Origin of the sequence: Streptococcus infantis, assembly GCF_015546995.1 — a bacterium.
In the GTDB taxonomy this organism is placed as follows: Bacteria; Bacillota; Bacilli; order Lactobacillales; family Streptococcaceae; genus Streptococcus; species Streptococcus infantis_J.
On the sequence record NZ_JADMUH010000008.1, the window covers coordinates 54854 to 74432 of the forward strand.

At 40.2% G+C, this 19579-nt stretch carries 21 protein-coding genes and 1 pseudogene; 12 read left to right on the forward strand and 10 right to left on the reverse strand.

Going from position 1 to position 19579, the window contains the following annotated elements; translation table 11 throughout:
* Nucleotides 1–29 precede the first annotated feature (29 nt).
* From fabG to I1J71_RS04370, 8 genes are all read left to right on the forward strand, one after another.
* Nucleotides 30–764 carry a 3-oxoacyl-[acyl-carrier-protein] reductase gene (gene fabG, locus I1J71_RS04335; RefSeq protein WP_036756905.1) on the forward strand — a complete coding sequence of 245 codons (735 nt, stop codon included), beginning with the start codon at nucleotides 30–32 and terminating at the stop codon, nucleotides 762–764.
* 22 nt (nucleotides 765–786) lie between these two features.
* Nucleotides 787–2022, forward strand: coding sequence for a beta-ketoacyl-ACP synthase II (gene fabF, locus I1J71_RS04340; RefSeq protein WP_195183862.1), 1236 nt, complete (start codon nucleotides 787–789; stop codon nucleotides 2020–2022).
* Nucleotides 2023–2024: 2 nt separating this feature from the next.
* Nucleotides 2025–2504 (forward strand): acetyl-CoA carboxylase biotin carboxyl carrier protein, encoded by a 480-nt coding sequence (gene accB / locus I1J71_RS04345; RefSeq protein WP_195183850.1) that lies wholly within the window; start codon nucleotides 2025–2027, stop codon nucleotides 2502–2504.
* Nucleotides 2501–2923 (forward strand): 3-hydroxyacyl-ACP dehydratase FabZ, encoded by a 423-nt coding sequence (gene fabZ, locus I1J71_RS04350; protein ID WP_000565515.1) that lies wholly within the window; start codon nucleotides 2501–2503, stop codon nucleotides 2921–2923. Before accB ends, fabZ begins: the two co-directional genes overlap by 4 nt.
* Before the next feature lie 11 nt (nucleotides 2924–2934).
* Complete coding sequence (gene accC, locus I1J71_RS04355; protein ID WP_195183851.1) at nucleotides 2935–4302, forward strand: acetyl-CoA carboxylase biotin carboxylase subunit; 1368 nt, start codon at nucleotides 2935–2937, stop codon at nucleotides 4300–4302.
* A 34-nt stretch (nucleotides 4303–4336) separates the two neighbouring features.
* Nucleotides 4337–5203 carry an acetyl-CoA carboxylase, carboxyltransferase subunit beta gene (gene accD, locus I1J71_RS04360; RefSeq protein WP_195183852.1) on the forward strand — a complete coding sequence of 289 codons (867 nt, stop codon included), beginning with the start codon at nucleotides 4337–4339 and terminating at the stop codon, nucleotides 5201–5203.
* Nucleotides 5200–5967 carry an acetyl-CoA carboxylase carboxyl transferase subunit alpha gene (locus I1J71_RS04365; protein ID WP_195183853.1) on the forward strand — a complete coding sequence of 256 codons (768 nt, stop codon included), beginning with the start codon at nucleotides 5200–5202 and terminating at the stop codon, nucleotides 5965–5967. Before accD ends, I1J71_RS04365 begins: the two co-directional genes overlap by 4 nt.
* A gap of 153 nt (nucleotides 5968–6120) precedes the next feature.
* Nucleotides 6121–6846, forward strand: coding sequence for a CPBP family intramembrane glutamic endopeptidase (locus I1J71_RS04370; protein WP_195183854.1), 726 nt, complete (start codon nucleotides 6121–6123; stop codon nucleotides 6844–6846).
* A gap of 54 nt (nucleotides 6847–6900) precedes the next feature.
* On the opposite strand, the gene nusB is transcribed toward I1J71_RS04370, so the two are convergent.
* From nusB to gatC, 9 genes are all read right to left on the reverse strand, one after another.
* Entirely contained in the window at nucleotides 6901–7323 is a 423-nt protein-coding gene (gene nusB, locus I1J71_RS04375; RefSeq protein ID WP_036756916.1) for a transcription antitermination factor NusB, read from the reverse strand.
* Nucleotides 7316–7705 (reverse strand): Asp23/Gls24 family envelope stress response protein, encoded by a 390-nt coding sequence (locus I1J71_RS04380; protein WP_036756919.1) that lies wholly within the window; start codon nucleotides 7703–7705, stop codon nucleotides 7316–7318. The genes nusB and I1J71_RS04380 overlap by 8 nt, the downstream gene beginning before the upstream one ends.
* Before the next feature lie 21 nt (nucleotides 7706–7726).
* Complete coding sequence (gene efp / locus I1J71_RS04385; protein ID WP_004251910.1) at nucleotides 7727–8287, reverse strand: elongation factor P; 561 nt, start codon at nucleotides 8285–8287, stop codon at nucleotides 7727–7729.
* Nucleotides 8288–8367: 80 nt separating this feature from the next.
* The gene (locus I1J71_RS04390; RefSeq protein ID WP_195183855.1) at nucleotides 8368–9681 is read right to left on the reverse strand and encodes an SPFH domain-containing protein; all 1314 of its coding nucleotides are present in this window, start codon (nucleotides 9679–9681) and stop codon (nucleotides 8368–8370) included.
* Nucleotides 9682–9690: 9 nt separating this feature from the next.
* On the reverse strand, nucleotides 9691–10677 hold the full coding sequence (locus I1J71_RS04395) for a zinc-ribbon domain-containing transport protein (RefSeq protein WP_195183856.1): 987 nt from the start codon (nucleotides 10675–10677) through the stop codon (nucleotides 9691–9693).
* Between the two features lie 50 nt (nucleotides 10678–10727).
* Nucleotides 10728–11120, reverse strand: a complete 393-nt coding sequence (locus I1J71_RS04400) for a hypothetical protein (protein WP_195183857.1) — start codon at nucleotides 11118–11120, stop codon at nucleotides 10728–10730.
* A gap of 53 nt (nucleotides 11121–11173) precedes the next feature.
* On the reverse strand, nucleotides 11174–12619 hold the full coding sequence (gene gatB, locus I1J71_RS04405; RefSeq protein ID WP_195183858.1) for an Asp-tRNA(Asn)/Glu-tRNA(Gln) amidotransferase subunit GatB: 1446 nt from the start codon (nucleotides 12617–12619) through the stop codon (nucleotides 11174–11176).
* Nucleotides 12619–14085 (reverse strand): Asp-tRNA(Asn)/Glu-tRNA(Gln) amidotransferase subunit GatA, encoded by a 1467-nt coding sequence (gene gatA, locus I1J71_RS04410; RefSeq protein ID WP_195183859.1) that lies wholly within the window; start codon nucleotides 14083–14085, stop codon nucleotides 12619–12621. Before gatA ends, gatB begins: the two co-directional genes overlap by 1 nt.
* The gene (gene gatC, locus I1J71_RS04415; RefSeq protein ID WP_006147946.1) at nucleotides 14085–14387 is read right to left on the reverse strand and encodes an Asp-tRNA(Asn)/Glu-tRNA(Gln) amidotransferase subunit GatC; all 303 of its coding nucleotides are present in this window, start codon (nucleotides 14385–14387) and stop codon (nucleotides 14085–14087) included. Before gatC ends, gatA begins: the two co-directional genes overlap by 1 nt.
* A gap of 212 nt (nucleotides 14388–14599) precedes the next feature.
* Between gatC and I1J71_RS04420 the strand changes: the two genes are divergently transcribed.
* From I1J71_RS04420 to I1J71_RS04430, 3 genes are all read left to right on the forward strand, one after another.
* Nucleotides 14600–15274, forward strand: a complete 675-nt coding sequence (locus tag I1J71_RS04420; protein ID WP_006151751.1) for a TIGR02206 family membrane protein — start codon at nucleotides 14600–14602, stop codon at nucleotides 15272–15274.
* A 34-nt stretch (nucleotides 15275–15308) separates the two neighbouring features.
* Nucleotides 15309–16001, forward strand: a complete 693-nt coding sequence (locus I1J71_RS04425; protein ID WP_195183860.1) for a TIGR02206 family membrane protein — start codon at nucleotides 15309–15311, stop codon at nucleotides 15999–16001.
* A 209-nt stretch (nucleotides 16002–16210) separates the two neighbouring features.
* The gene (locus I1J71_RS04430) at nucleotides 16211–17755 is read left to right on the forward strand and encodes a peptide chain release factor 3 (protein ID WP_070677065.1); all 1545 of its coding nucleotides are present in this window, start codon (nucleotides 16211–16213) and stop codon (nucleotides 17753–17755) included.
* A gap of 341 nt (nucleotides 17756–18096) precedes the next feature.
* On the opposite strand, the gene I1J71_RS04435 is transcribed toward I1J71_RS04430, so the two are convergent.
* A complete protein-coding gene (locus tag I1J71_RS04435) occupies nucleotides 18097–18801 on the reverse strand; it encodes a CPBP family intramembrane glutamic endopeptidase (RefSeq protein ID WP_195183861.1) in 705 nt (234 codons plus the stop codon).
* Between the two features lie 700 nt (nucleotides 18802–19501).
* Here I1J71_RS04435 and I1J71_RS04440 point away from each other — a divergent pair.
* Nucleotides 19502–19579 (forward strand): annotated as a pseudogene (locus I1J71_RS04440) (prephenate dehydratase); the annotation flags it as partial.

The window sequence follows — 19579 nt, forward strand, 5'->3', positions numbered from 1 at the left end:
AAAATGGTAGAAGTTCTGAAAGGAGAAAAATGAAACTAGAACAGAAAAATGTCTTTATTACAGGCTCAAGTCGAGGAATTGGTCTTGCCATTGCTCATAAATTTGCCAGCTTGGGAGCCAACGTTGTCTTGAATAGTCGTGGTGAGATCTCCGAGGAGCTTCTAGACGAGTTTAAACCATACGGGGTCAAGGTCCTTGCTATTTCTGGTGATGTTTCTGATTTTACGGATGCAAAACGAATGGTGGACCAAGCCATTGAAGAGCTAGGTTCAGTTGACGTCCTAGTGAATAACGCCGGGATTACTCAAGACACTCTCATGCTGAAGATGACAGAAGAAGATTTTGAGAAGGTCTTGAAAGTCAATCTAACGGGAGCCTTCAACATGACGCAAGCAGTCTTGAAGCAGATGATAAAAGCTCGTGAAGGGGCCATTATCAATATGTCCAGTGTCGTTGGTTTGATGGGAAATATCGGTCAAGCAAACTACGCTGCTTCTAAGGCAGGTCTAATTGGATTTACCAAATCAGTAGCACGTGAGGTAGCCAATCGTAATGTACGTGTCAATGCCATTGCTCCAGGAATGATTGAATCAGATATGACTGCAGTCCTATCTGATAAGGTAAAAGATGCTATGTTGGCACAAATTCCGATGAAACAATTTGGTCAAGCTGAGCAAGTGGCAGAGGTCACAGCCTTTCTTGCAAGCCAAGATTATCTAACGGGACAAGTCATTGCAATTGATGGTGGACTTACCATGCAATAAGAGTTAAAATAGAGGTATGAAAATGAAACTAAATCGTGTAGTAGTAACAGGTTATGGATTAACATCTCCAATTGGGAATACGCCAGAAGAATTTTGGAACAGTTTAAAGAGTGGAAAGATTGGGATTGGTGAAATCACCAAGTTTGATCACAGTGCTTTTGACGTTCATAATGCAGCAGAGATTAATGATTTTCCTTTTGACAAATATTTTGTAAAAAAAGATACCAATCGTTTCGATGATTATTCTTTATATGCCTTGTATGCAGCTCAAGAAGCAGTGAACAATGCTAACCTTGATGTAGAAGCGCTTGATAAAGACCGCTTTGGTGTCATCGTTGCATCAGGTATCGGTGGAATCAGAGAAATCGAAGACCAAGTCCTTCGACTTCACGACAAAGGACCAAAACGTGTTAAACCATTAACACTTCCAAAAGCCTTGCCAAATATGGCTGCAGGAAATGTAGCTATGCGCTTTGGTGCCAATGGTATCTGTAAATCTATCAACACAGCTTGCGCTTCATCCAATGATGCGATCGGAGATGCCTTCCGTTCTATCAAATTTGGTTTCCAAGATATCATGTTAGTTGGTGGATCAGAATCTTCAATTACTCCATTTGCGATCGCTGGTTTCCAAGCCTTAACAGCTCTTTCAACAACAGAGGATCCAACTCGTGCTTCTATTCCATTTGACAAAGACCGTAATGGATTTGTTATGGGTGAAGGATCAGGTATGTTAGTCCTTGAAAGTTTAGAGCATGCTGAAAAACGCGGTGCAACTATCCTAGCTGAAGTTGTCGGTTACGGGAATACTTGTGATGCCTACCATATGACTTCACCACATCCAGAAGGCCAAGGTGCTATTAAAGCTATCAAACTTGCCTTGGAGGAAGCTGAAATCACACCAGACCAAGTAGCTTATGTCAATGCTCACGGTACATCAACTCCTGCTAATGAAAAGGGAGAAAGTGGTGCTATCGTAGCGGTTCTTGGTAAGGAAGTACCTGTATCTTCAACCAAGTCATTTACAGGCCACTTGCTCGGTGCAGCAGGTGCAGTTGAAGCTATTGCAACAATTGAAGCAATCCGTAACAACTATGTACCGATGACAGCTGGAACTACAGAATTGTCAGACTACATTGAAGCAAACGTTATTTATGGACAAGGCTTGGAACATGAAATTCCTTATGCTATCTCAAATACTTTTGGATTTGGTGGGCATAATGCAGTTCTTGCTTTCAAACGTTGGGAGAATAAGTAAAGATGAATTTAAATGAAATCAAAGACTTGATGGCACAATTTGACCAGTCGAGCTTGAAAGAATTTTCTTATAAAAATGGAACGGACGAGTTGATCTTCAGTAAGAATGAAGCGAAACTTGTGGCAGAAACAAGTCCAGCACCTCAACCTGTAGTTCCAGCAACTGTACCTACAGTTGCACCACAAGCTCAAACTACACCAGCTGTAGAAGCAGTTTCAGAATCAAGTGCTAGTGAATTTGTAGCTGAGGGGGACCTTGTAGAAAGTCCACTTGTCGGAGTTGCTTACTTGGCTGCCGGACCAGACAAACCTAATTTTGTTTCAGTCGGTGATACTGTTAAAAAAGGCCAAACCTTGGTCATCATTGAAGCTATGAAAGTTATGAACGAAATTCCAGCACCTAAAGACGGTGTCGTAACAGAAATTCTTGTTGAAAATGAAGAAATGGTTGAGTTTGGGAAAGGCTTGGTACGTATCAAATGATTGATATTCAAGGAATTAAAGAAGCTTTGCCACACCGTTATCCCATGCTCTTAGTAGATCGTGTCTTAGAAGTTAGTGAAGATACAATTGTTGCTATTAAAAATGTAACGATTAACGAACCTTTCTTCAATGGTCATTTTCCACAATACCCAGTTATGCCTGGAGTCCTCATTATGGAAGCCTTGGCTCAGACAGCAGGTGTTTTGGAATTGTCTAAACCTGAAAACAAAGGGAAACTCGTCTTCTATGCTGGTATGGATAAGGTTAAGTTTAAGAAACAAGTTGTTCCTGGTGATCAGCTTGTCATGACAGCAACTTTTGTCAAACGTCGTGGCACAATCGCCGTAGTAGAAGCGAAGGCAGAAGTAGATGGTAAGCTTGCAGCAAGCGGTACTCTGACCTTTGCTATTGGAAACTAGGGAGGTTTTCCATGTTTCGTAAGATTTTAATTGCCAATCGTGGTGAAATTGCTGTTCGTATTATTCGTGCGGCACGAGAGTTAGGAATTGCTACAGTTGCTGTTTATTCGACTGCTGACAAGGAAGCTCTCCACACTCTTTTGGCTGATGAGGCTATCTGTATCGGTCCTGGGAAGGCTACAGAATCTTATCTGAACATCAATGCGATCCTTTCAGCTGCAGTATTGACTGAGGCTGAAGCTATTCACCCTGGATTTGGATTTTTAAGTGAAAATTCTAAATTTGCAACTATGTGTGAAGAAGTTGGAATCAAATTTATCGGACCATCAGCTCGTGTAATGGATGTCATGGGGGATAAAATCAATGCCCGTGCTCAAATGATTAAGGCTAATGTGCCCGTCATTCCAGGATCAGATGGCGAAGTCCACACTGCAGAAGAGGCTCTTGCTATTGCCGAAAAAATTGGTTATCCAGTTATGCTGAAAGCTTCAGCTGGAGGTGGTGGTAAAGGGATTCGTAAGGTTGAAAAAGCAGAAGATCTTGTGTCAGCCTTTGAAACAGCATCTAGTGAAGCCAAAGCTAACTTTGGTAATGGAGCTATGTACCTAGAGCGTGTGATCTATCCTGCTCGCCATATTGAAGTACAGATTCTTGCTGACCAGATGGGACATGTGATTCACCTAGGTGAACGTGACTGTTCGCTTCAACGAAATAACCAAAAAGTTTTAGAAGAAAGTCCTTCCATTGCTATTGGGAAAACACTTCGTAATGAAATCGGTGCTGCAGCCGTTCGTGCGGCGGAATCTGTTGGTTATGAAAATGCTGGTACCATTGAATTCCTACTAGATGAGGCAAGTGGTAAATTCTACTTTATGGAGATGAATACGCGTGTCCAAGTGGAACATCCAGTAACTGAATTTGTTTCTGGAGTGGATATTGTCAAGGAACAAATCCGTATTGCAGCAGGTCAACCATTGGCCTTGAAACAAGAAGATATTGTTCTAAAAGGACATGCCATTGAGTGTCGTATCAATGCGGAAAACCCAGCCTTTAATTTTACACCAAGTCCTGGTAAGATTACCAATCTTTATCTACCAAGTGGTGGTGTTGGCTTGCGTGTTGATTCTGCAGTTTATCCAGGTTATACTATTCCGCCATACTATGATAGTATGATTGCTAAAATTATTGTTCATGGTGAAAATCGTTTTGATGCACTTATGAAAATGCAACGAGCTCTATATGAACTCGAAATTGAAGGGGTCGTTACCAATGCAGATTTCCAACTCGATTTGATTTCAGATCGTCGCGTGATAGCAGGAGACTACGATACTTCATTCTTGATGGAAACTTTCTTACCAAACTATCAAGAAAAAGAATAATGTAAAAAGAGTATGAGACTGAAAAGGGGGATGTATGGCTCTATTTAGTAAAAAAGATAAATATATACGAATTAATCCCAATCGTTCACTTAGAGAAATGCCCCAAGCAAAACCAGAGGTTCCAGATGAACTCTTCTCAAAATGTCCAGGTTGTAAACATACCATTTACCAAAAGGACTTGGGGAGTGAACGTATTTGTCCTCACTGTGGCTATACCTTCCGTATTTCAGCTCAAGAGCGCCTTGCTTTAACCATTGATATGGGAAGCTTCCTAGAGATGTTCACAGGAATTGAGACGCAAGATCCATTGGAATTTCCAGGCTACCAGAAAAAATTAGCCTCTATGCGTGAAAAGACAGGTCTTGATGAGGCTGTTGTTACAGGAACTGCTTTGATTAAGGGCGAAAAAGTTGCTCTCGGAATCATGGATTCTAACTTTATCATGGCATCTATGGGAACAGTAGTTGGTGAAAAAATCACTCGTTTGTTTGAATACGCGACAGCTGAAAAATTACCAGTCGTCTTGTTTACAGCATCTGGTGGAGCACGTATGCAAGAAGGAATCATGAGTTTGATGCAGATGGCTAAAATCTCTGCAGCAGTCAAACGTCATTCCAATGCAGGTTTATTTTACCTAACAATCCTTACTGATCCAACAACTGGTGGTGTTACAGCTTCCTTTGCTATGGAGGGTGATATCATCTTGGCAGAGCCTCAAAGTTTAGTAGGATTTGCTGGACGCCGTGTCATTGAAAATACCGTAAGGGAAGATTTGCCAGAGGATTTCCAGAAGGCAGAGTTTTTGTTAGAACATGGCTTTGTGGATGCGATTGTTAAACGGAGAGAATTGCCAGATATGATTGCTCGATTAGTAAGGTTACATAAGGGGGATTGTTTATGAATATTGCAAAAATCGTCAGAGAAGCACGTGAACAAACCCGCTTAACTGCCATGGACTTCGCAACAGGAATATTTGATGACTTTGTAGAACTACATGGTGATCGCTCTTTCCGAGATGATGGTGCTGTTATTGGTGGTATCGGTTGGTTGGGAGACCAAGCAGTAACTGTTGTTGGAATTCAAAAAGGTAAAAGCTTACAGGATAATCTTAACCGTAACTTTGGGCAACCTCATCCAGAAGGTTATCGAAAAGCCCTTCGCTTGATGAAGCAGGCTGAAAAATTTGGCCGTCCTGTTGTAACCTTTATCAACACGGCTGGTGCCTATCCTGGTGTCGGAGCAGAGGAGCGTGGTCAAGGTGAAGCTATTGCTCGTAACCTTATGGAGATGAGTGATCTTAAGGTGCCAATTATTGCCATTATTATCGGTGAAGGTGGCTCAGGAGGGGCTTTAGCTCTTGCAGTAGCTGACCGTGTTTGGATGTTAGAAAACTCGATCTATGCAGTTCTCAGTCCTGAAGGCTTTGCGTCTATTCTTTGGAAAGATGGCAGTCGTGCCATGGAAGCTGCAGAGTTGATGAAAATTACTTCTTTCGAATTGCTAGATATGAAAATTGTTGATAAGGTCATCTCTGAAGTAGGTCTATCAAGTAAAGATCTGATCAAGCAAGTCAAAGAACAACTCCGAGCAGAACTTGAGGAACTTGGTAAACTGCCACTAGAGCAGCTCATTGAGGAACGTTACCAACGCTTTAGAAAATACTAAAAAGTAAGCTAGGACTAAGATATAGTTCTAGCTTTTTAGATTCTATAAAATACATTTCAGAATGAAAAATTGGCTCTTATAAAAATATCTGTTAATATAACAAGGGTTACGTGTGCTATAAAAATAAGTCGACAACGATTTTTAGGAGTAAGTATGAAAAAACTAGGCCATTTGGGAATCTATACATTATTGATATTTCTATCAATTTATCTACTAGATTTCAGTAGTCTTTATTTGGCTAAGATGTTTGTCTGGGGTATGGATGGCTATTCTATTATTGTAGCAGTAGAGCAACTAGCTCTTTTAGGGCTATTGTTCTATTGGCTTAAAAAGAAAAAAATGCTCTATATTTTTGAGAAAAGAGGCTCGAAAAGATCCAGATTCTTTTACCTTGTAGTTAGTCTAGTGGCTACTTATTTTGTCCGTCAGTTCTTAAGTGCTTTTTACTTACAGTTTAGTCGTTTCATTAATCATCACTATATCTTTGAAGATCTTCTTTCAGTCATATCTATCAGTGGGGAATCTACTATTTTAACGACTTGCTTCTCTTTTATTTCCGTTGTCATTTTGGGGCCCATATTGGAGGAGATAGTTCATAGAGGCTATTTTATGAATACCTTTTTCCCTAAGTCCAAATACTACTTGGATGTCATCTTATCAGCTCTTATATTTGGGCTCAGTCATTTGGTATTGTCCCATCGCGACCCCATCAGTTTGATGATTTATAGTTTTTCCGGTCTTTTCTTTGCTTTAGTCTACCGTTGGACAAAGAATTTAAAAATCACCATCCTGTGCCATAGTTTTATTAACTTTCTCATTCATGCAGATTTCATCTGGTTGTTTCTTTCTAATTTAATCTATAATCGTTTTTTTAGATAGAATTTGAGTAGACAAATAAAAAAGTGTTTGATATCTATCAAACACTTTTTATATTTAATCTTCTTCAGTTACAAATTGACTGAGCAGTCCGTTAATGAAACGGGCTGATTTTTGATCTGAGAAGCTTTTTGCAAGTTCAATAGCTTCATTCACAGCTACAAGTTGAGGAGTATCAAAGGAAGTGATTTCGAAAACTCCTAAACGCAATAAATTCTTTTCAACTAAAGTTAAACGTTCAATCGTCCAACCAGACTTTAAATGCTGAGTGATTTGTTTATCTAGTTCCTCTTTTTGAGCTTGAACACCAGATACAAGATCGATTAGGAAGCTAGGGAGTTTTACCTCGTCGTCTTCTCGATCATGAGTATAAGCGAAGCGACAAGCAGTTTCAATATCAGAACCATATTCAAGACTCATCAGTGCTTGGAAGGCACATTTTCGTAGTTCGCGTCTAGATTCTAATAATGGACTAGTCATTGAGGAAGTCCTCATCAAATAAATCTGTCAATGCTGGTTTTGGTGTTTTATCTGGTGCAATACCAGCAACGTGAATATTCACAGCATTGAGTTCTACATCAGCCATATTACGAACGGCATCTTTTACAGCTTTTTGAATAGCCATTGCAACCTTAGGAACTTTGACACCATACTCAAGATAGAGATAGATATCAGCTATTAGTTCTTCTTCAGATTCTTTTAGATAGACGCCACGACCGAGTGAAAGTTTTGAAAGGGTGTCAGATACTGATTTGTTTGAAAAAGAGTGGACACCATCAACTTTAGCTGTAGCGATTGCAATGATTTTTTCAAGTACACGTGGGGCGATAACGATTTCGCCTAATTGTTCTTCAATTCCCATAGAATGACCTCTTTCTAGAGATTAGGCACGAGAAACGTAAGTTCCTTCTGCAGTGTTGATAACGAGTTTTTGTCCTGCTTCGATGAAGTCTGGAACGTTCACGACAAGACCAGTTTCCATTGTAGCTGGTTTACCAGAACCGGTAACAGTTGCACCTTTAATAGATGGTTGAGTTTCAGCAACTGTTAATTCAACAGTTGTAGGTACTGTTACACCGATTACTTCAGTTCCGTAAAATTGAATTTTAACTTCAGAATTTTCAAGGATATAAAGCAATTCATTTTCAACATTTACAACAGGAATTTCGTATTGGTCGTAAGTTTCAGTGTTCATGAAATAAGCTGTATCGTCCATTTTGTACAAGTATTGTGCTGGCACAGTTTCGATAATCGCTTGTTCAAATTTTTCCTCTGGACGGTAGCTAGTTTCAAATGTTGAACCAGTACGGACATCACGCAATTTCATACGCATGATAGTGTTTCCTTTACCTGGTTTGTGGTGGCTAGCTTCCAAAACGCGGATCAATTTTCCGTCAGCTGTTTCAAAAGTCATACCAGCCTTTAATTTACTTGCTTCGATCATGTTTTTACCTCTTTAATAAAATAATTTACTCTTTATTGTATCATAAGTCGTAAGATTTCTCAAATATCAGGAAAGTGAGATTAGTTGACAGGAACGATGTTTCCTTCTTCGTCTTTGGTTACCAATACGTACTTGCCATCGACTTCGATGTAGAAGTTTTTATTAGCGGTTTGTTTAGAGTTGGTAGTTTGTTCAGGACTAGTAGATTCTTCTGCAGAAGTTGTGACTTCTTGAGTAGTAGTTTCTACTGAGTTAGCGGTTTGTTCAGGGCTAACAGTCTCTAGTGGGCTAGCAACTTGCTCAGGACTTGCCGTTTGTACTGGAGTAAAAGCTTGGTTTGGATCAGCGGGTTGTACTGGGGGAACGGTTTGATTTGGGCTAACAGGTTGAGCTTGTTGGGTGAGTTGACCACCGAGAGTTTGACCGAGATTCATACCCATAAACATATTCATACCATTGCCATTACCTTCGTTATTAGCTGCAGCAATAAGAGCTTCGTTACGAGCACGACGTTCTTCAATCTCGATGGTATTGTATTTCATAGCAACGAGTTCGCTGTCAAGTTTACGTACAATCTCCATGCTTTCTTGGTCGTAGCTCAAATCCTCAAGAAGGATATTGGTTGCTTCAATACCGTAAAGTCCTGTCCATACCTTGTTGACTTCTTGTTTAGCAAGTTCATTGAAAGTATCTTGGTTGGCATTGAGGCTATAGATATCAACTCTGTTTTCATTGGTATACTTAGCGATAGCAATTGCGATTTTAGGAGAGATATTTTGTCGAAGTGTTCCTTGAGCAATATCTTGGAGTGTAAATGGTTTATGTTCCTCAATTTGTTGACTGATAGAGCTAACATAGAAAAGAACTGGATCCGCAACTTTGATGTCAAACAAACCGTAAAAACGGATATTGAGCATTTGTTGGTAACGTTCACTGAAATACTCTACAGCATTTTGGGTACCAAATTTATTCCCTGCGATTGGTTGCATACGGATAAAGATGATTTCTTGTCGAGTAATAACTTGTCCACCAAAAGAGAAGCGGTTTTTGAAGTTTTCCCAAGTACCCTTAATTCCACCTTTTTCAAGGAGCCAAGCGTTATCACCTGCACGCCATTCATGGCTTCCAGCTTCAAGGACATCCCCTAGGAAGGTACCATTATTGACAAGAACAGCAACATATCCTTGAGGGACAATAACAACAGAACCGTCTGTTAAAAGACCAGTATTTTGGTTGCTTTGTCTTGAACCACCATCAGGGTCTTTTGTAAGCAATTGTCCCTTGATGGCCATGACGTCTGAAGAGACGTGGTCTGGAAGTACAACGGCTTCCTTGAATTTGCTATCATTAAAACTATTTAGCCCAGCTGAAAGGGCAGCACGAATAAATCCCATAATTTCCTCCTAATTATATAGTTCGTCTTCATCCACAACTTCATAGGTATCAAGAACCCATTGATTTGGACTACGTGTGAGCTCAGCGCCGCAGTATTCACATTTGCTGATTGCTGATATTTTAAGTGGAGCACCACAGTTTGGACAGTGGTCGCTAACAGCTTCATCTTGGACAGAGCTTTCAGTTTGACTACCATGTTTGCGGATGAAGTTCATTTGATAAACTGTAAATAGATCTTTTTGAGGGTCTCCCTCAATAACCTTACGAGTCTTGTCTTCGATGACATAGTCTCTCAAAGTAGATGAAAGGATAACAACTAGAGTATCATTTCCATCTGGATTTTCGTGGAAATCTTTGATTCGAACATTCTCGACATAAACTCGTTCCAAAATATTCGTTGTTTGAGATTGGATATAGTCTTCCAGTTGGGCACTATGTTGAGAGTAGAGGCTGGTACTTTCAAGAGAACGCACCAAATTCCAATCTTTTTTAGTCCAGGCCGCCTGTAATTGGATATAGACTTCTTTAACCCATGAAGTGAAAGTGTCTGCATCAAAGTTTGGATCACCATGGCGAACACGATCGATAGCCAAGGTGTTATTTATCACTCGACGGTGAAGTGTTGGCTCAGCATTGTAGCTAGGCGAGCTTCCGTAAGATTTACCAGATGATGAATTCTGGTCACTCAAATATTTGATGAGCATGAAGAGTAAGAAAGCTCCGACACCAAACATGATCAGAATGCTCATTCCTGTCCCTAGAGAACCATCTGAACTTGAGTAACTACCGCCAGAACGATAGCTGCTTCTAGAAGAAGAACTACCACTTGAACGACTTCGGCTAGAGCTACTACTTCGAGAACTGCTACTGCTTCGTGAGCTACTGCGACTAGAGCTACCACTTCGAGAATGGCCGACACCTGCATCGATTGATTGCAGGGGTGTCACAAAGAGAAGAAGCAAGCAAGCAGCGATAAGAGTATATAACTTTTTCATATGTCTCCTAACTATGTGAGTACAAAAATAGTTTTTGCTAAATTTTATGTCTATAAAGAGTTTTGGAGTTTTATAGTTTTATTTTCAATAAACCACCCTATAATCCAACCAAATACGAGTATATAATTCTCGATGGCACCAATCGCGTTAACAGGAGAATGATATTCAATAAAATTTAACAAATGATTTGTTCCTATTCCTATACCACCAATAATGAGGGCAAGAAGGGCAATTCTTAGGTAAAACCAATCGTACTTAATATTAACGGCAAGAATAATAATTAAGACAGCTAGATTCCAAATTCCAATTTCTCTTTGCCATCCTGCAGAAATACCGTAACCAGAATGCTCTCCCATATATGATGGGAGAAAGATTTGTAGAACAGAAGCACCCAACATGGCGACAATAACTAAAATAAATAGTACCCGTAAAAATTTGTTCATTTATTCTCCGTATTCTATTTTTTAGTAGAAAGGGTTATTAACGAAAGTATATTTCACTCACTATCTTTCAACTTAGCCAATTCTTGGGCAAGCAGTTTGAGGGCTACTTGTGGGTTGGCTTGCCCTTTAGTCGCCTTCATGAGGAATCCAGTAAAGGCCTTGTCAGCGTTTCGTTTTCCTGACTTGAAGTCGGCAACAGCAGCTTCATTATCCGCAAAGACTTGATGGATGATTGGAATCAAAACATCAGGATCTGAAATTTGAACTAAACCAGCTTTTTCAACGTATTCACGAGCACCTCCACCATTTTTAGCTAGGTGGACAAAGACTTTCTTAGCAATCTTAGATGAGATCGTTCCATCTTCGATGATAGCAATCATTTCTACCAAGTTTTCTGGAGTCAATTTGATTTGTTCAAGCGTCTTACCTTCAGCATTCAAGAACTGGGCGACTTCACCTTGGAGCCAGTTAGAGACTTGTTTAGCATCACCACCGAGGGCAACAGCTTTTTCAAAGAAGTCAGAAGTGACTTTATTGGCAGTCAACTGACTAGCATCGTAGTCTGATAATCCGAGTTGAGAGACATAGCGAGCACGGCGCTCTTTTGGAAACTCTGGCAACTCCGTACGCATTTCTTCAATCCACTCATCAGAGATTTCAAAGAGTGGTAGGTCTGGCTCTGGGAAGTAGCGGTAGTCTGCAGCCCCTTCCTTAACACGCATGAGGATGGTCGCCTTGTTAGCTTCATCGTAACGTCGTGTTTCTTGGCGAATTTGACCACCTGAACGAAGGATTTCAGCTTGACGTTGGACTTCGTATTCAAGACCTTTACGGACGTTTGAGAAGGAGTTAAGGTTTTTCAACTCTGTCTTGGTACCAAATTTCTCTTGACCATATGGGCGAAGAGAGATGTTGGCATCTACACGCATTGAACCTTCTTCCATCTTAACGTCAGAGATACCAGCGTATTGGATGACTTCCTTGAGGGCTGTTAGATAAGCATAAGCTTCTTCTGGTGAACGCATGTCTGCTTCAGATACGATTTCAATCAAAGGTACCCCTTGGCGGTTGAGGTCAACATAAGAGTAACCATCTGTACCATGCGTGTTTTTACCGGCGTCTTCTTCCAAGTGAGCACGTTCAATACCGATTTTCTTAGTTGTACCATCTTCAAGTTCCACTTCAATCCAACCGTTATAACCGATTGGCTCATCAAATTGAGAAATTTGGTAGGCTTTAGGATTATCAGGGTAGAAGTAGTTCTTGCGGTCAAAGTGCATCTTCTTATGGATGTCCATGTTGAGGGCAAGAGTTGCCTTGATACCGGCATCAACAACACCTTTATTGAGAACTGGTAGTACGCCTGGGAAAGACCAGTCAATCACGTTAGTGTTGGCATTTTGGTCATTTCCAAAGTGAGCAGAAGTAGGTGAGAAGATTTTTGAATTGGTGTTGAGCTCTACGTGGACTTCAAGTCCAATGACTGTTTCAAAGTTCATTAGTTATCACCTCCAAAAATCACGGGTTGTTGTTTGTGGTAGTCTGTTGTTGCTTCAAACGCAGCAGCAACTTGATAAATAGTCTCTTCTGAGTATTTAGGACCAATCAATTGGAGTCCTACTGGTAGACCATGAACAAATCCAGCAGGAATCGAAATACCTGGTAGACCAGCCAAGTTGACTGGAATTGTCAAGAGGTCAGCCAAGTACATGGCAACTGGATCGTGGTTGAGCGAATCCAAGTCGTAGGCAACGCTAGGAGCAGTTGGTCCCAAAATCAAGTCATAATCCGCAAAGACGTTTTCGAAATCTTGGATGATAAGGGTGCGAACTTGTCCAGCCTTCTTGTAGTAGGCATCATAGTAACCTGATGAAAGGCTGAAAGTACCTAGCATGATACGGCGTTTCACCTCTTCACCGAAACCTTGGCTACGGCTGTTTACATAGATTTCATCAAGATTAGTTGCATCTTCAGCACGGAAACCATAGCGGATACCATCAAAACGTTGTAAGTTTGATGAAGCTTCAGAAGAAGCGATGATGTAGTAGACTGCCACACCGTATTTAGAGTGGGGAAGGCTAACTTCTTCGACGATAGCACCGAGTTTTTCAAAGTGTTTAGCGGCTTTGAGGATGGTTTCCTTAACTTCTGGGTCAATCCCTTCACCAAGATATTCCTTAGGCAAAGCAATTTTCATGCCCTTGATGTCTTGACCGATTTTTGAAGTAAAGTCGGCAATGCGGACTGGAGCAGAAGTAGAGTCTTTTGCATCTTCGCTGGCAATAGCATTGAGCAAGAGGGCATTTTCCTTAACAGTTGGTGCAAAAGGACCAATTTGGTCTAATGAGCTACCAAAGGCAATGAGACCGAAACGTGAAACTGTTCCGTAAGTTGGTTTGAGACCAACAATCCCGTTAAAGGCAGCAGGTTGGCGGATAGAACCACCAGTATCAGAACCAAGTGATAAACGGACTTGTCCAGAAGCTACAGCTGCAGCTGAACCACTTGATGATCCACCAGGAACCTTGCTGTGGTCCCAGGCATTTTTAGTAGCACCGTAATAAGAAGTCTCACCTGATCCACCCATGGCAAATTCGTCCATGTTGGTTTTACCAACAACAATCATGCCCTTGGATTTTGCATTGGCAACAGCTGTGGCATCAAAGATAGGTTCGTAGTTATAGAGCATTTTTGAAGCTGCTGTTGTTAAGAGACCATCTGTAGAAATGTTATCCTTAACTGCGAGCGGAATTCCTGAAAGGACATTGTCAACATCAATACCAGTTTCATCAATAGCTTTAGCCTGAGCAATAGCTTGATCTTCAGCGATAGTGACGAAAGCATTGATAGCTGTCTCACGAGATTTGATATCTTCAAGCGTTGCTTGAGTTAGTTCAGTTGCTGAAATTTCCTTAGAAACAAGGAGATTGTGCAACTCTTCAATAGTTTTATTGTTAAAAGTCATTAGGCGTCTCCTCCATCATCTAGGATAGCTGGCACCTTGATATAGTAGTTATCTTTTTCAGGTACATTTTTAAATAAGCGGTCACGGTCTGTTCCTTCTTCGGCCACATCAGGTCGGAGAACAGTTTTACGGTCAGCCATCGTTGTAGTAGGTGCGACACCAGTAGTGTCGACTTCACTGAGCAATTCGACCATATCAACAATTTTTGAGAGTGTTGTCGCAAACTCTGCAGTTTCTTCTTCTGAGAATTTTAATTTTGAAAGATTGGCAACGTGAGTTACCTCTTCTTGCGTAATTTTCATCGGATATCCTTTCGTGAAATGATGATTCTTTATCTGTTCTATTTTACCATATTTTCCTATAAATAAGGCAAGCCAAGCTAAAAAGAAACAGAAATTGAAAAATACTATTTATTTAGATATAATGGTTGAAATTAGAAGAAAGAATAACAGTCGTTTTTAGTTGGTAAAAAGGATGTAGAATTGACTCAACTAGAACACGTTAAGGATGACACATGACGCTTTGGGAGTTACTTTTTACCAGTAAAAAGACAGTTCCTCCTCATTTGGGAGCCTGGTACTTTTTATTACCTACTTCTTTGGTAATCATAGCTGTTTTATCGATTCGTTTCGCATCATCTAAAGGTTACAGAAACTTTTGGTATTGGGGACAATTGATTCAGTTGCTCATTATCAACGCTTGGTATATTGCTGCACGCCTGCCTCTTTCTGAGGCTCTCCCTTTTTACCACAGTCGCATGGCTATGTGGATAATTCTTTTTGCCCCTAATAAGACCTTTTTTAAACAATACTTTGCATTAGTGGGAGTTTTTGGTTCTATCATGGCTTTGGTTTATCCAGTCTTTTATCCTTTTCCTTTCCCTCATGTTTCGTCTGTGAACAATGTTTTCGGACACTGGGCCCTCTTGGCTAACTGCTTGATTTATCTTGTTAGATATTATAAAGTTGAAAAAGGGGATACATGGAAAATATGCCAGATGACTTTTGGGGTTAATGCCATTATCTTTCTTGCCAACCTCTTGACAGGAGGAAATTATGGCTTTATGAGCAAGCCACCTGTGATTGGGGATCATGGTAGTTTGCTTAACTATTTGATAGTGACCAGTTTGATGACAGGTATTCTCATCCTTATCAATCAACTCGTTAAATATAAACATAAGAATAGTTAATATACAACTGAATTCGTTACCTTAAGGAGACTTTATGCATCATTTTATTACAAGAACCCAAACGACGCCACCGCCTATTCCGATTTTTTGGTACGGTGTCATGATAGGCCTTCTTGCCTTGTCTATTTATGCTTCTCTTACTTACTACAAAAACCCCAAATTTGTTCGATTGTTTAAGTGGATTCAAATAGCGCAATTGCTAGCTCTTTATACTTGGTATATAGGTTTTAGCATTCCATTTTCGAACAGCCTGCCTCTTTACCATTGCCGTTTGGCCATGTTCGCGGTTGTTTTCTTACCTGACAAATGGAAAACCAAGCAGTATTTTGCCCTTATGGGAGCCAGCGGCGCAGTATTTGCTTTAGGCTATCCTGTTTTTGACCCCTATGATTTCCCGCATATTACCAGCTTTTCTTTCCTGATTGGCCATTATGCCCTCTTGGTCAATTCCCTGGTTTATCTCATGAATCACTACGATAAAAACCTACTTAAAAAGTATCGAATTATCGCCTACACTTTTATTCTCAACCTTTTCCTAGTTGGAGTCAATCAAGTGACAGGTGGAAACTATGGGCTTTTGAATACGACGCCGTTTATTCCAGATGCCCCTATATGGATAAAGTATCTTCTGGTTTCAATCATTCTTTCTTCAGCCTTAGTGCTCTTTGATATTTTGTTTAAAAAACGTTGGGAAAAGAAAATTGCTCTAGAAAAAATTAAATTTTGAAGAGATTGTAACTAGCGATACAAAATAAATATTGAATAAAAGAATCTTATAAGCAGGTCAAGTATCTTGGCCTGCTTTTTCTTGTGTAAGCAATTGAAAAACTCTCTAAAATCCGATATAATGGAGTGTTGAAAGGAATGTTAGGGTCCGATGTAATAAAGAGTGATTATAAATTGAAATCATTAAAAAAGTAGAAAGAAAGAGAAGCTATGAGTATTCAAGAAGAAATTAAAAAACGCCGTACCTTTGCCATCATCTCTCACCCGGACGCTGGGAAAACAACCATTACTGAGCAATTGCTCTATTTTGGGGGAGAGATTCGTGAGGCAGGTACTGTAAAAGGGAAGAAAACAGGAAACTTTGCTAAGTCAGACTGGATGGATATCGAGAAACAACGTGGGATTTCGGTAACCTCATCTGTCATGCAGTTTGACTACGATGGGAAACGGGTAAACATCCTAGATACTCCAGGACACGAGGACTTTTCAGAAGATACCTATCGTACCTTGATGGCGGTGGATGCTGCGGTCATGGTAGTGGACTCTGCCAAGGGTATCGAGGCCCAAACTAAGAAATTGTTTGAGGTTGTCAAACACCGAGGGATCCCAGTCTTTACCTTTATGAACAAGCTGGACCGTGACGGTCGTGAACCACTAGACCTCTTGCAAGAATTGGAAGAAGTCTTGGGTATTGCAAGTTATCCAATGAACTGGCCAATCGGGATGGGGAAAGCCTTTGAGGGGCTCTACGACCTCTATAACCAACGTTTGGAACTCTACAAAGGGGATGAACGTTTTGCCAGCCTAGAAGATGGCGATAAACTCTTTGCTAGCAACCCGTTCTATGAGCAAGTGAAAGATGATATTGAGCTCTTGAATGAAGCAGGAAATGAATTCTCAGAGGAAGCCATTCTTGCAGGTGATTTGACACCAGTCTTCTTTGGTTCGGCCTTGACTAATTTTGGGGTGCAGACCTTCCTTGAAACCTTCCTCAAGTTTGCTCCAGAACCTCATGGACACAAGAAAACAGACGGTGAACTTGTCGACCCTTATGATAAGGATTTCTCAGGTTTTGTCTTTAAAATTCAAGCCAACATGGACCCTCGACACCGTGACCGTATCGCATTTGTTCGTATTGTATCGGGTGAATTTGAGCGTGGTATGAGTGTCAATTTGCCTCGTACTGGTAAGGGAGCTAAACTTTCTAATGTCACCCAATTTATGGCGGAAAGTCGTGAAAATGTGACCAATGCCGTAGCAGGAGATATCATCGGGGTTTATGATACAGGTACCTACCAGGTTGGAGATACGTTAACTGTTGGCAAAAATAAGTTTGAGTTTGAGCCACTACCAACCTTCACGCCTGAGATTTTCATGAAAGTTTCGCCTAAGAACGTTATGAAACAAAAATCCTTCCACAAGGGAATGGAACAGTTGGTACAAGAAGGAGCCATTCAGCTTTATAAGAATTACCAAACAGGTGAGTATATGCTAGGTGCTGTTGGACAACTCCAGTTCGAAGTCTTTAAACACCGTATGGAAGGCGAGTATAACGCTGAAGTTGTCATGACTCCAATGGGTAAAAAGACAGTTCGTTGGATTAAACCAGAAGACTTAGATGAACGTATGTCTTCAAGTCGTAATATCTTGGCCAAGGACCGCTTTGACCAACCTGTCTTCCTTTTCGAAAATGACTTTGCCCTCCGCTGGTTTGCGGACAAGTATCCAGATGTGGAGTTGGAAGAAAAGATGTAACTCAGTACCAACAATTGGAACTAAAGTTCCTAATTGTTGGACGCTAGTCGCTATTCGGCGAACTAGCTAACTGCCTTACTAACTTCGTTTGGCAAATAGAATCGATTTGCCAAACTCCGTGTCGTAATCTAATAAACGGTAACAGTTATGGCAGTTCACCTAAACGTTTCACTAGGAAAAGTCCACGGATGGTATCGATTCGTGGACTTTTTCGTCGTAACAGTTAAAAAGTGGATTAGCTACCTGCCTTATTAACTTAGTTTGGAATCACTCAAAGAATAAACAAAAAGACTAGAAATTAAATAGATTTCTAGTCTTTTTATTAGTAGTGGAATTTCTATTTATTGAAAAGCATCTATACCAACAACCTTGATAAGGAATGTAAGGAGGATAAGTAATAGAATGCTGACTCCATTAATTACTAAATGGAGGAAGATAGACATCTCTAGTCGTTTGGTGCGATAAGCAGTCCAAGTTAGGACTGCAGACATCCAGCCGTAGATCAGGAAAGAAGGAAGATTATTTGGTATATGGGCTATAGTGAAGAGAAACCAACCGAAAATATATCCAATTTTCTCGTATCCTTCGAAGAGTTTAGTAGGGATGATACCTCGACAGATAACTTCCTCACAAATAGGTGCCACTATTGCAACCACGAAAATGCTGGAAATTAGAGAACTTCCTGACATGATGCTATTGATAGCCTCTTGATTCGAAGTAGTTGTTTGCTTCAGAAGTTGTAACCAAATCGCACCAATCATATTTCCAGCGACAATGGCTACATAACTAAGAGCGATTCGAGGGGCGTCATTAATAGTAAAGAGTTTCGATTTTAGGTTTAATAACTTACTTTTGTGAGCACCATATAAAAAGAGTGTAACAATAGCGGTAGAGACAAGCCCCACTATTAGAGATGACCAGATAGATCCAAGTTGAGTTTTTTGAAGTAACATTAAAGTTACGATAGGAACTTGCGATAGGGCCATTGCCACAAGAAAGATTCCTAGCCAAATCAATCGTTTACGATAATCTTTAAAAAAATTCATTCATATATCTCCTAAAAAATTTATTTCATTATAGCATACTTCTGACAGGAATTCTATTAACTACCAGAACATAAGTGCCGATAGTACAAGTAAGATGTTTCGAATTAAATGACTATAGAAGGATAAATCTTGTCTTAAGGTTTTAGGAAATAAAAAGTTTAGAAAGCTGACTCCCAAAAGGATATAAAAGCTGACAGAAAGTATAGTTAAAGGATTGTGCAGAAAAAATAAACTAAGAAAGATAAGGGTTGTTAGCCTGCCTCTCTTTTTATAAGTTGGTAATTTTCTCCATTTGTTTAACGGCAGAAAGGTAGCAATATCAAGTCCGAAAAGGAAAAAGAAAGAGATGAGTAACAAGTCAACGATTTCTTTTTGTAGTAGAGTGTCAGTGCTTATGCTTTCAAATAAAATAAAACATACTCCAGCAACGTTAATGATAACCATGCTGTTATACAATAAAAAGAAGGATTGACTTCGATTGTGTAGCCGACTTTTCACATGATCATGTCCTGAAAGATAGTGGATAAATGTACAGATACCTGCTAAAAACAGTAAGATAAGTAAAAAGTAAAAGCAGGATTGTTTGAGTGTTAAAGCAATACCAGGCCAAACTAAGCAACTACAGCAGCCTAAGTATACCAAGGAAATCAATAAAAGAAGTTGGATTGATTTGTTCATTTTTTCCATATAAAACCCCTACGTTTCCACCTTTGCTTGGCGGGGAATTGACCTGACTAAGATTGAAAGCCGTCCTTTAAAAACAGCACTGGGAGAATAC

Excerpts from the sequence above, each read along its gene's own strand:
- fabG (WP_036756905.1), top strand. The coding sequence starts at position 30 with ATGAAACTAGAACAGAAAAATGTCTTTATTACAGGCTCAAGTCGAGGA.
- fabF (WP_195183862.1), top strand. The coding sequence starts at position 787 with ATGAAACTAAATCGTGTAGTAGTAACAGGTTATGGATTAACATCTCCA.
- accB (WP_195183850.1), top strand. The coding sequence starts at position 2,025 with ATGAATTTAAATGAAATCAAAGACTTGATGGCACAATTTGACCAGTCG.
- fabZ (WP_000565515.1), top strand. The coding sequence starts at position 2,501 with ATGATTGATATTCAAGGAATTAAAGAAGCTTTGCCACACCGTTATCCC.
- accC (WP_195183851.1), top strand. The coding sequence starts at position 2,935 with ATGTTTCGTAAGATTTTAATTGCCAATCGTGGTGAAATTGCTGTTCGT.
- accD (WP_195183852.1), top strand. The coding sequence starts at position 4,337 with ATGGCTCTATTTAGTAAAAAAGATAAATATATACGAATTAATCCCAAT.
- I1J71_RS04365 (WP_195183853.1), top strand. The coding sequence starts at position 5,200 with ATGAATATTGCAAAAATCGTCAGAGAAGCACGTGAACAAACCCGCTTA.
- I1J71_RS04370 (WP_195183854.1), top strand. The coding sequence starts at position 6,121 with ATGAAAAAACTAGGCCATTTGGGAATCTATACATTATTGATATTTCTA.
- nusB (WP_036756916.1), bottom strand. The coding sequence starts at position 7,323 with ATGACTAGTCCATTATTAGAATCTAGACGCGAACTACGAAAATGTGCC.
- I1J71_RS04380 (WP_036756919.1), bottom strand. The coding sequence starts at position 7,705 with ATGGGAATTGAAGAACAATTAGGCGAAATCGTTATCGCCCCACGTGTA.
- efp (WP_004251910.1), bottom strand. The coding sequence starts at position 8,287 with ATGATCGAAGCAAGTAAATTAAAGGCTGGTATGACTTTTGAAACAGCT.
- I1J71_RS04390 (WP_195183855.1), bottom strand. The coding sequence starts at position 9,681 with ATGGGATTTATTCGTGCTGCCCTTTCAGCTGGGCTAAATAGTTTTAAT.
- I1J71_RS04395 (WP_195183856.1), bottom strand. The coding sequence starts at position 10,677 with ATGAAAAAGTTATATACTCTTATCGCTGCTTGCTTGCTTCTTCTCTTT.
- I1J71_RS04400 (WP_195183857.1), bottom strand. The coding sequence starts at position 11,120 with ATGAACAAATTTTTACGGGTACTATTTATTTTAGTTATTGTCGCCATG.
- gatB (WP_195183858.1), bottom strand. The coding sequence starts at position 12,619 with ATGAACTTTGAAACAGTCATTGGACTTGAAGTCCACGTAGAGCTCAAC.
- gatA (WP_195183859.1), bottom strand. The coding sequence starts at position 14,085 with ATGACTTTTAACAATAAAACTATTGAAGAGTTGCACAATCTCCTTGTT.
- gatC (WP_006147946.1), bottom strand. The coding sequence starts at position 14,387 with ATGAAAATTACGCAAGAAGAGGTAACTCACGTTGCCAATCTTTCAAAA.
- I1J71_RS04420 (WP_006151751.1), top strand. The coding sequence starts at position 14,600 with ATGACGCTTTGGGAGTTACTTTTTACCAGTAAAAAGACAGTTCCTCCT.
- I1J71_RS04425 (WP_195183860.1), top strand. The coding sequence starts at position 15,309 with ATGCATCATTTTATTACAAGAACCCAAACGACGCCACCGCCTATTCCG.
- I1J71_RS04430 (WP_070677065.1), top strand. The coding sequence starts at position 16,211 with ATGAGTATTCAAGAAGAAATTAAAAAACGCCGTACCTTTGCCATCATC.
- I1J71_RS04435 (WP_195183861.1), bottom strand. The coding sequence starts at position 18,801 with ATGAATTTTTTTAAAGATTATCGTAAACGATTGATTTGGCTAGGAATC.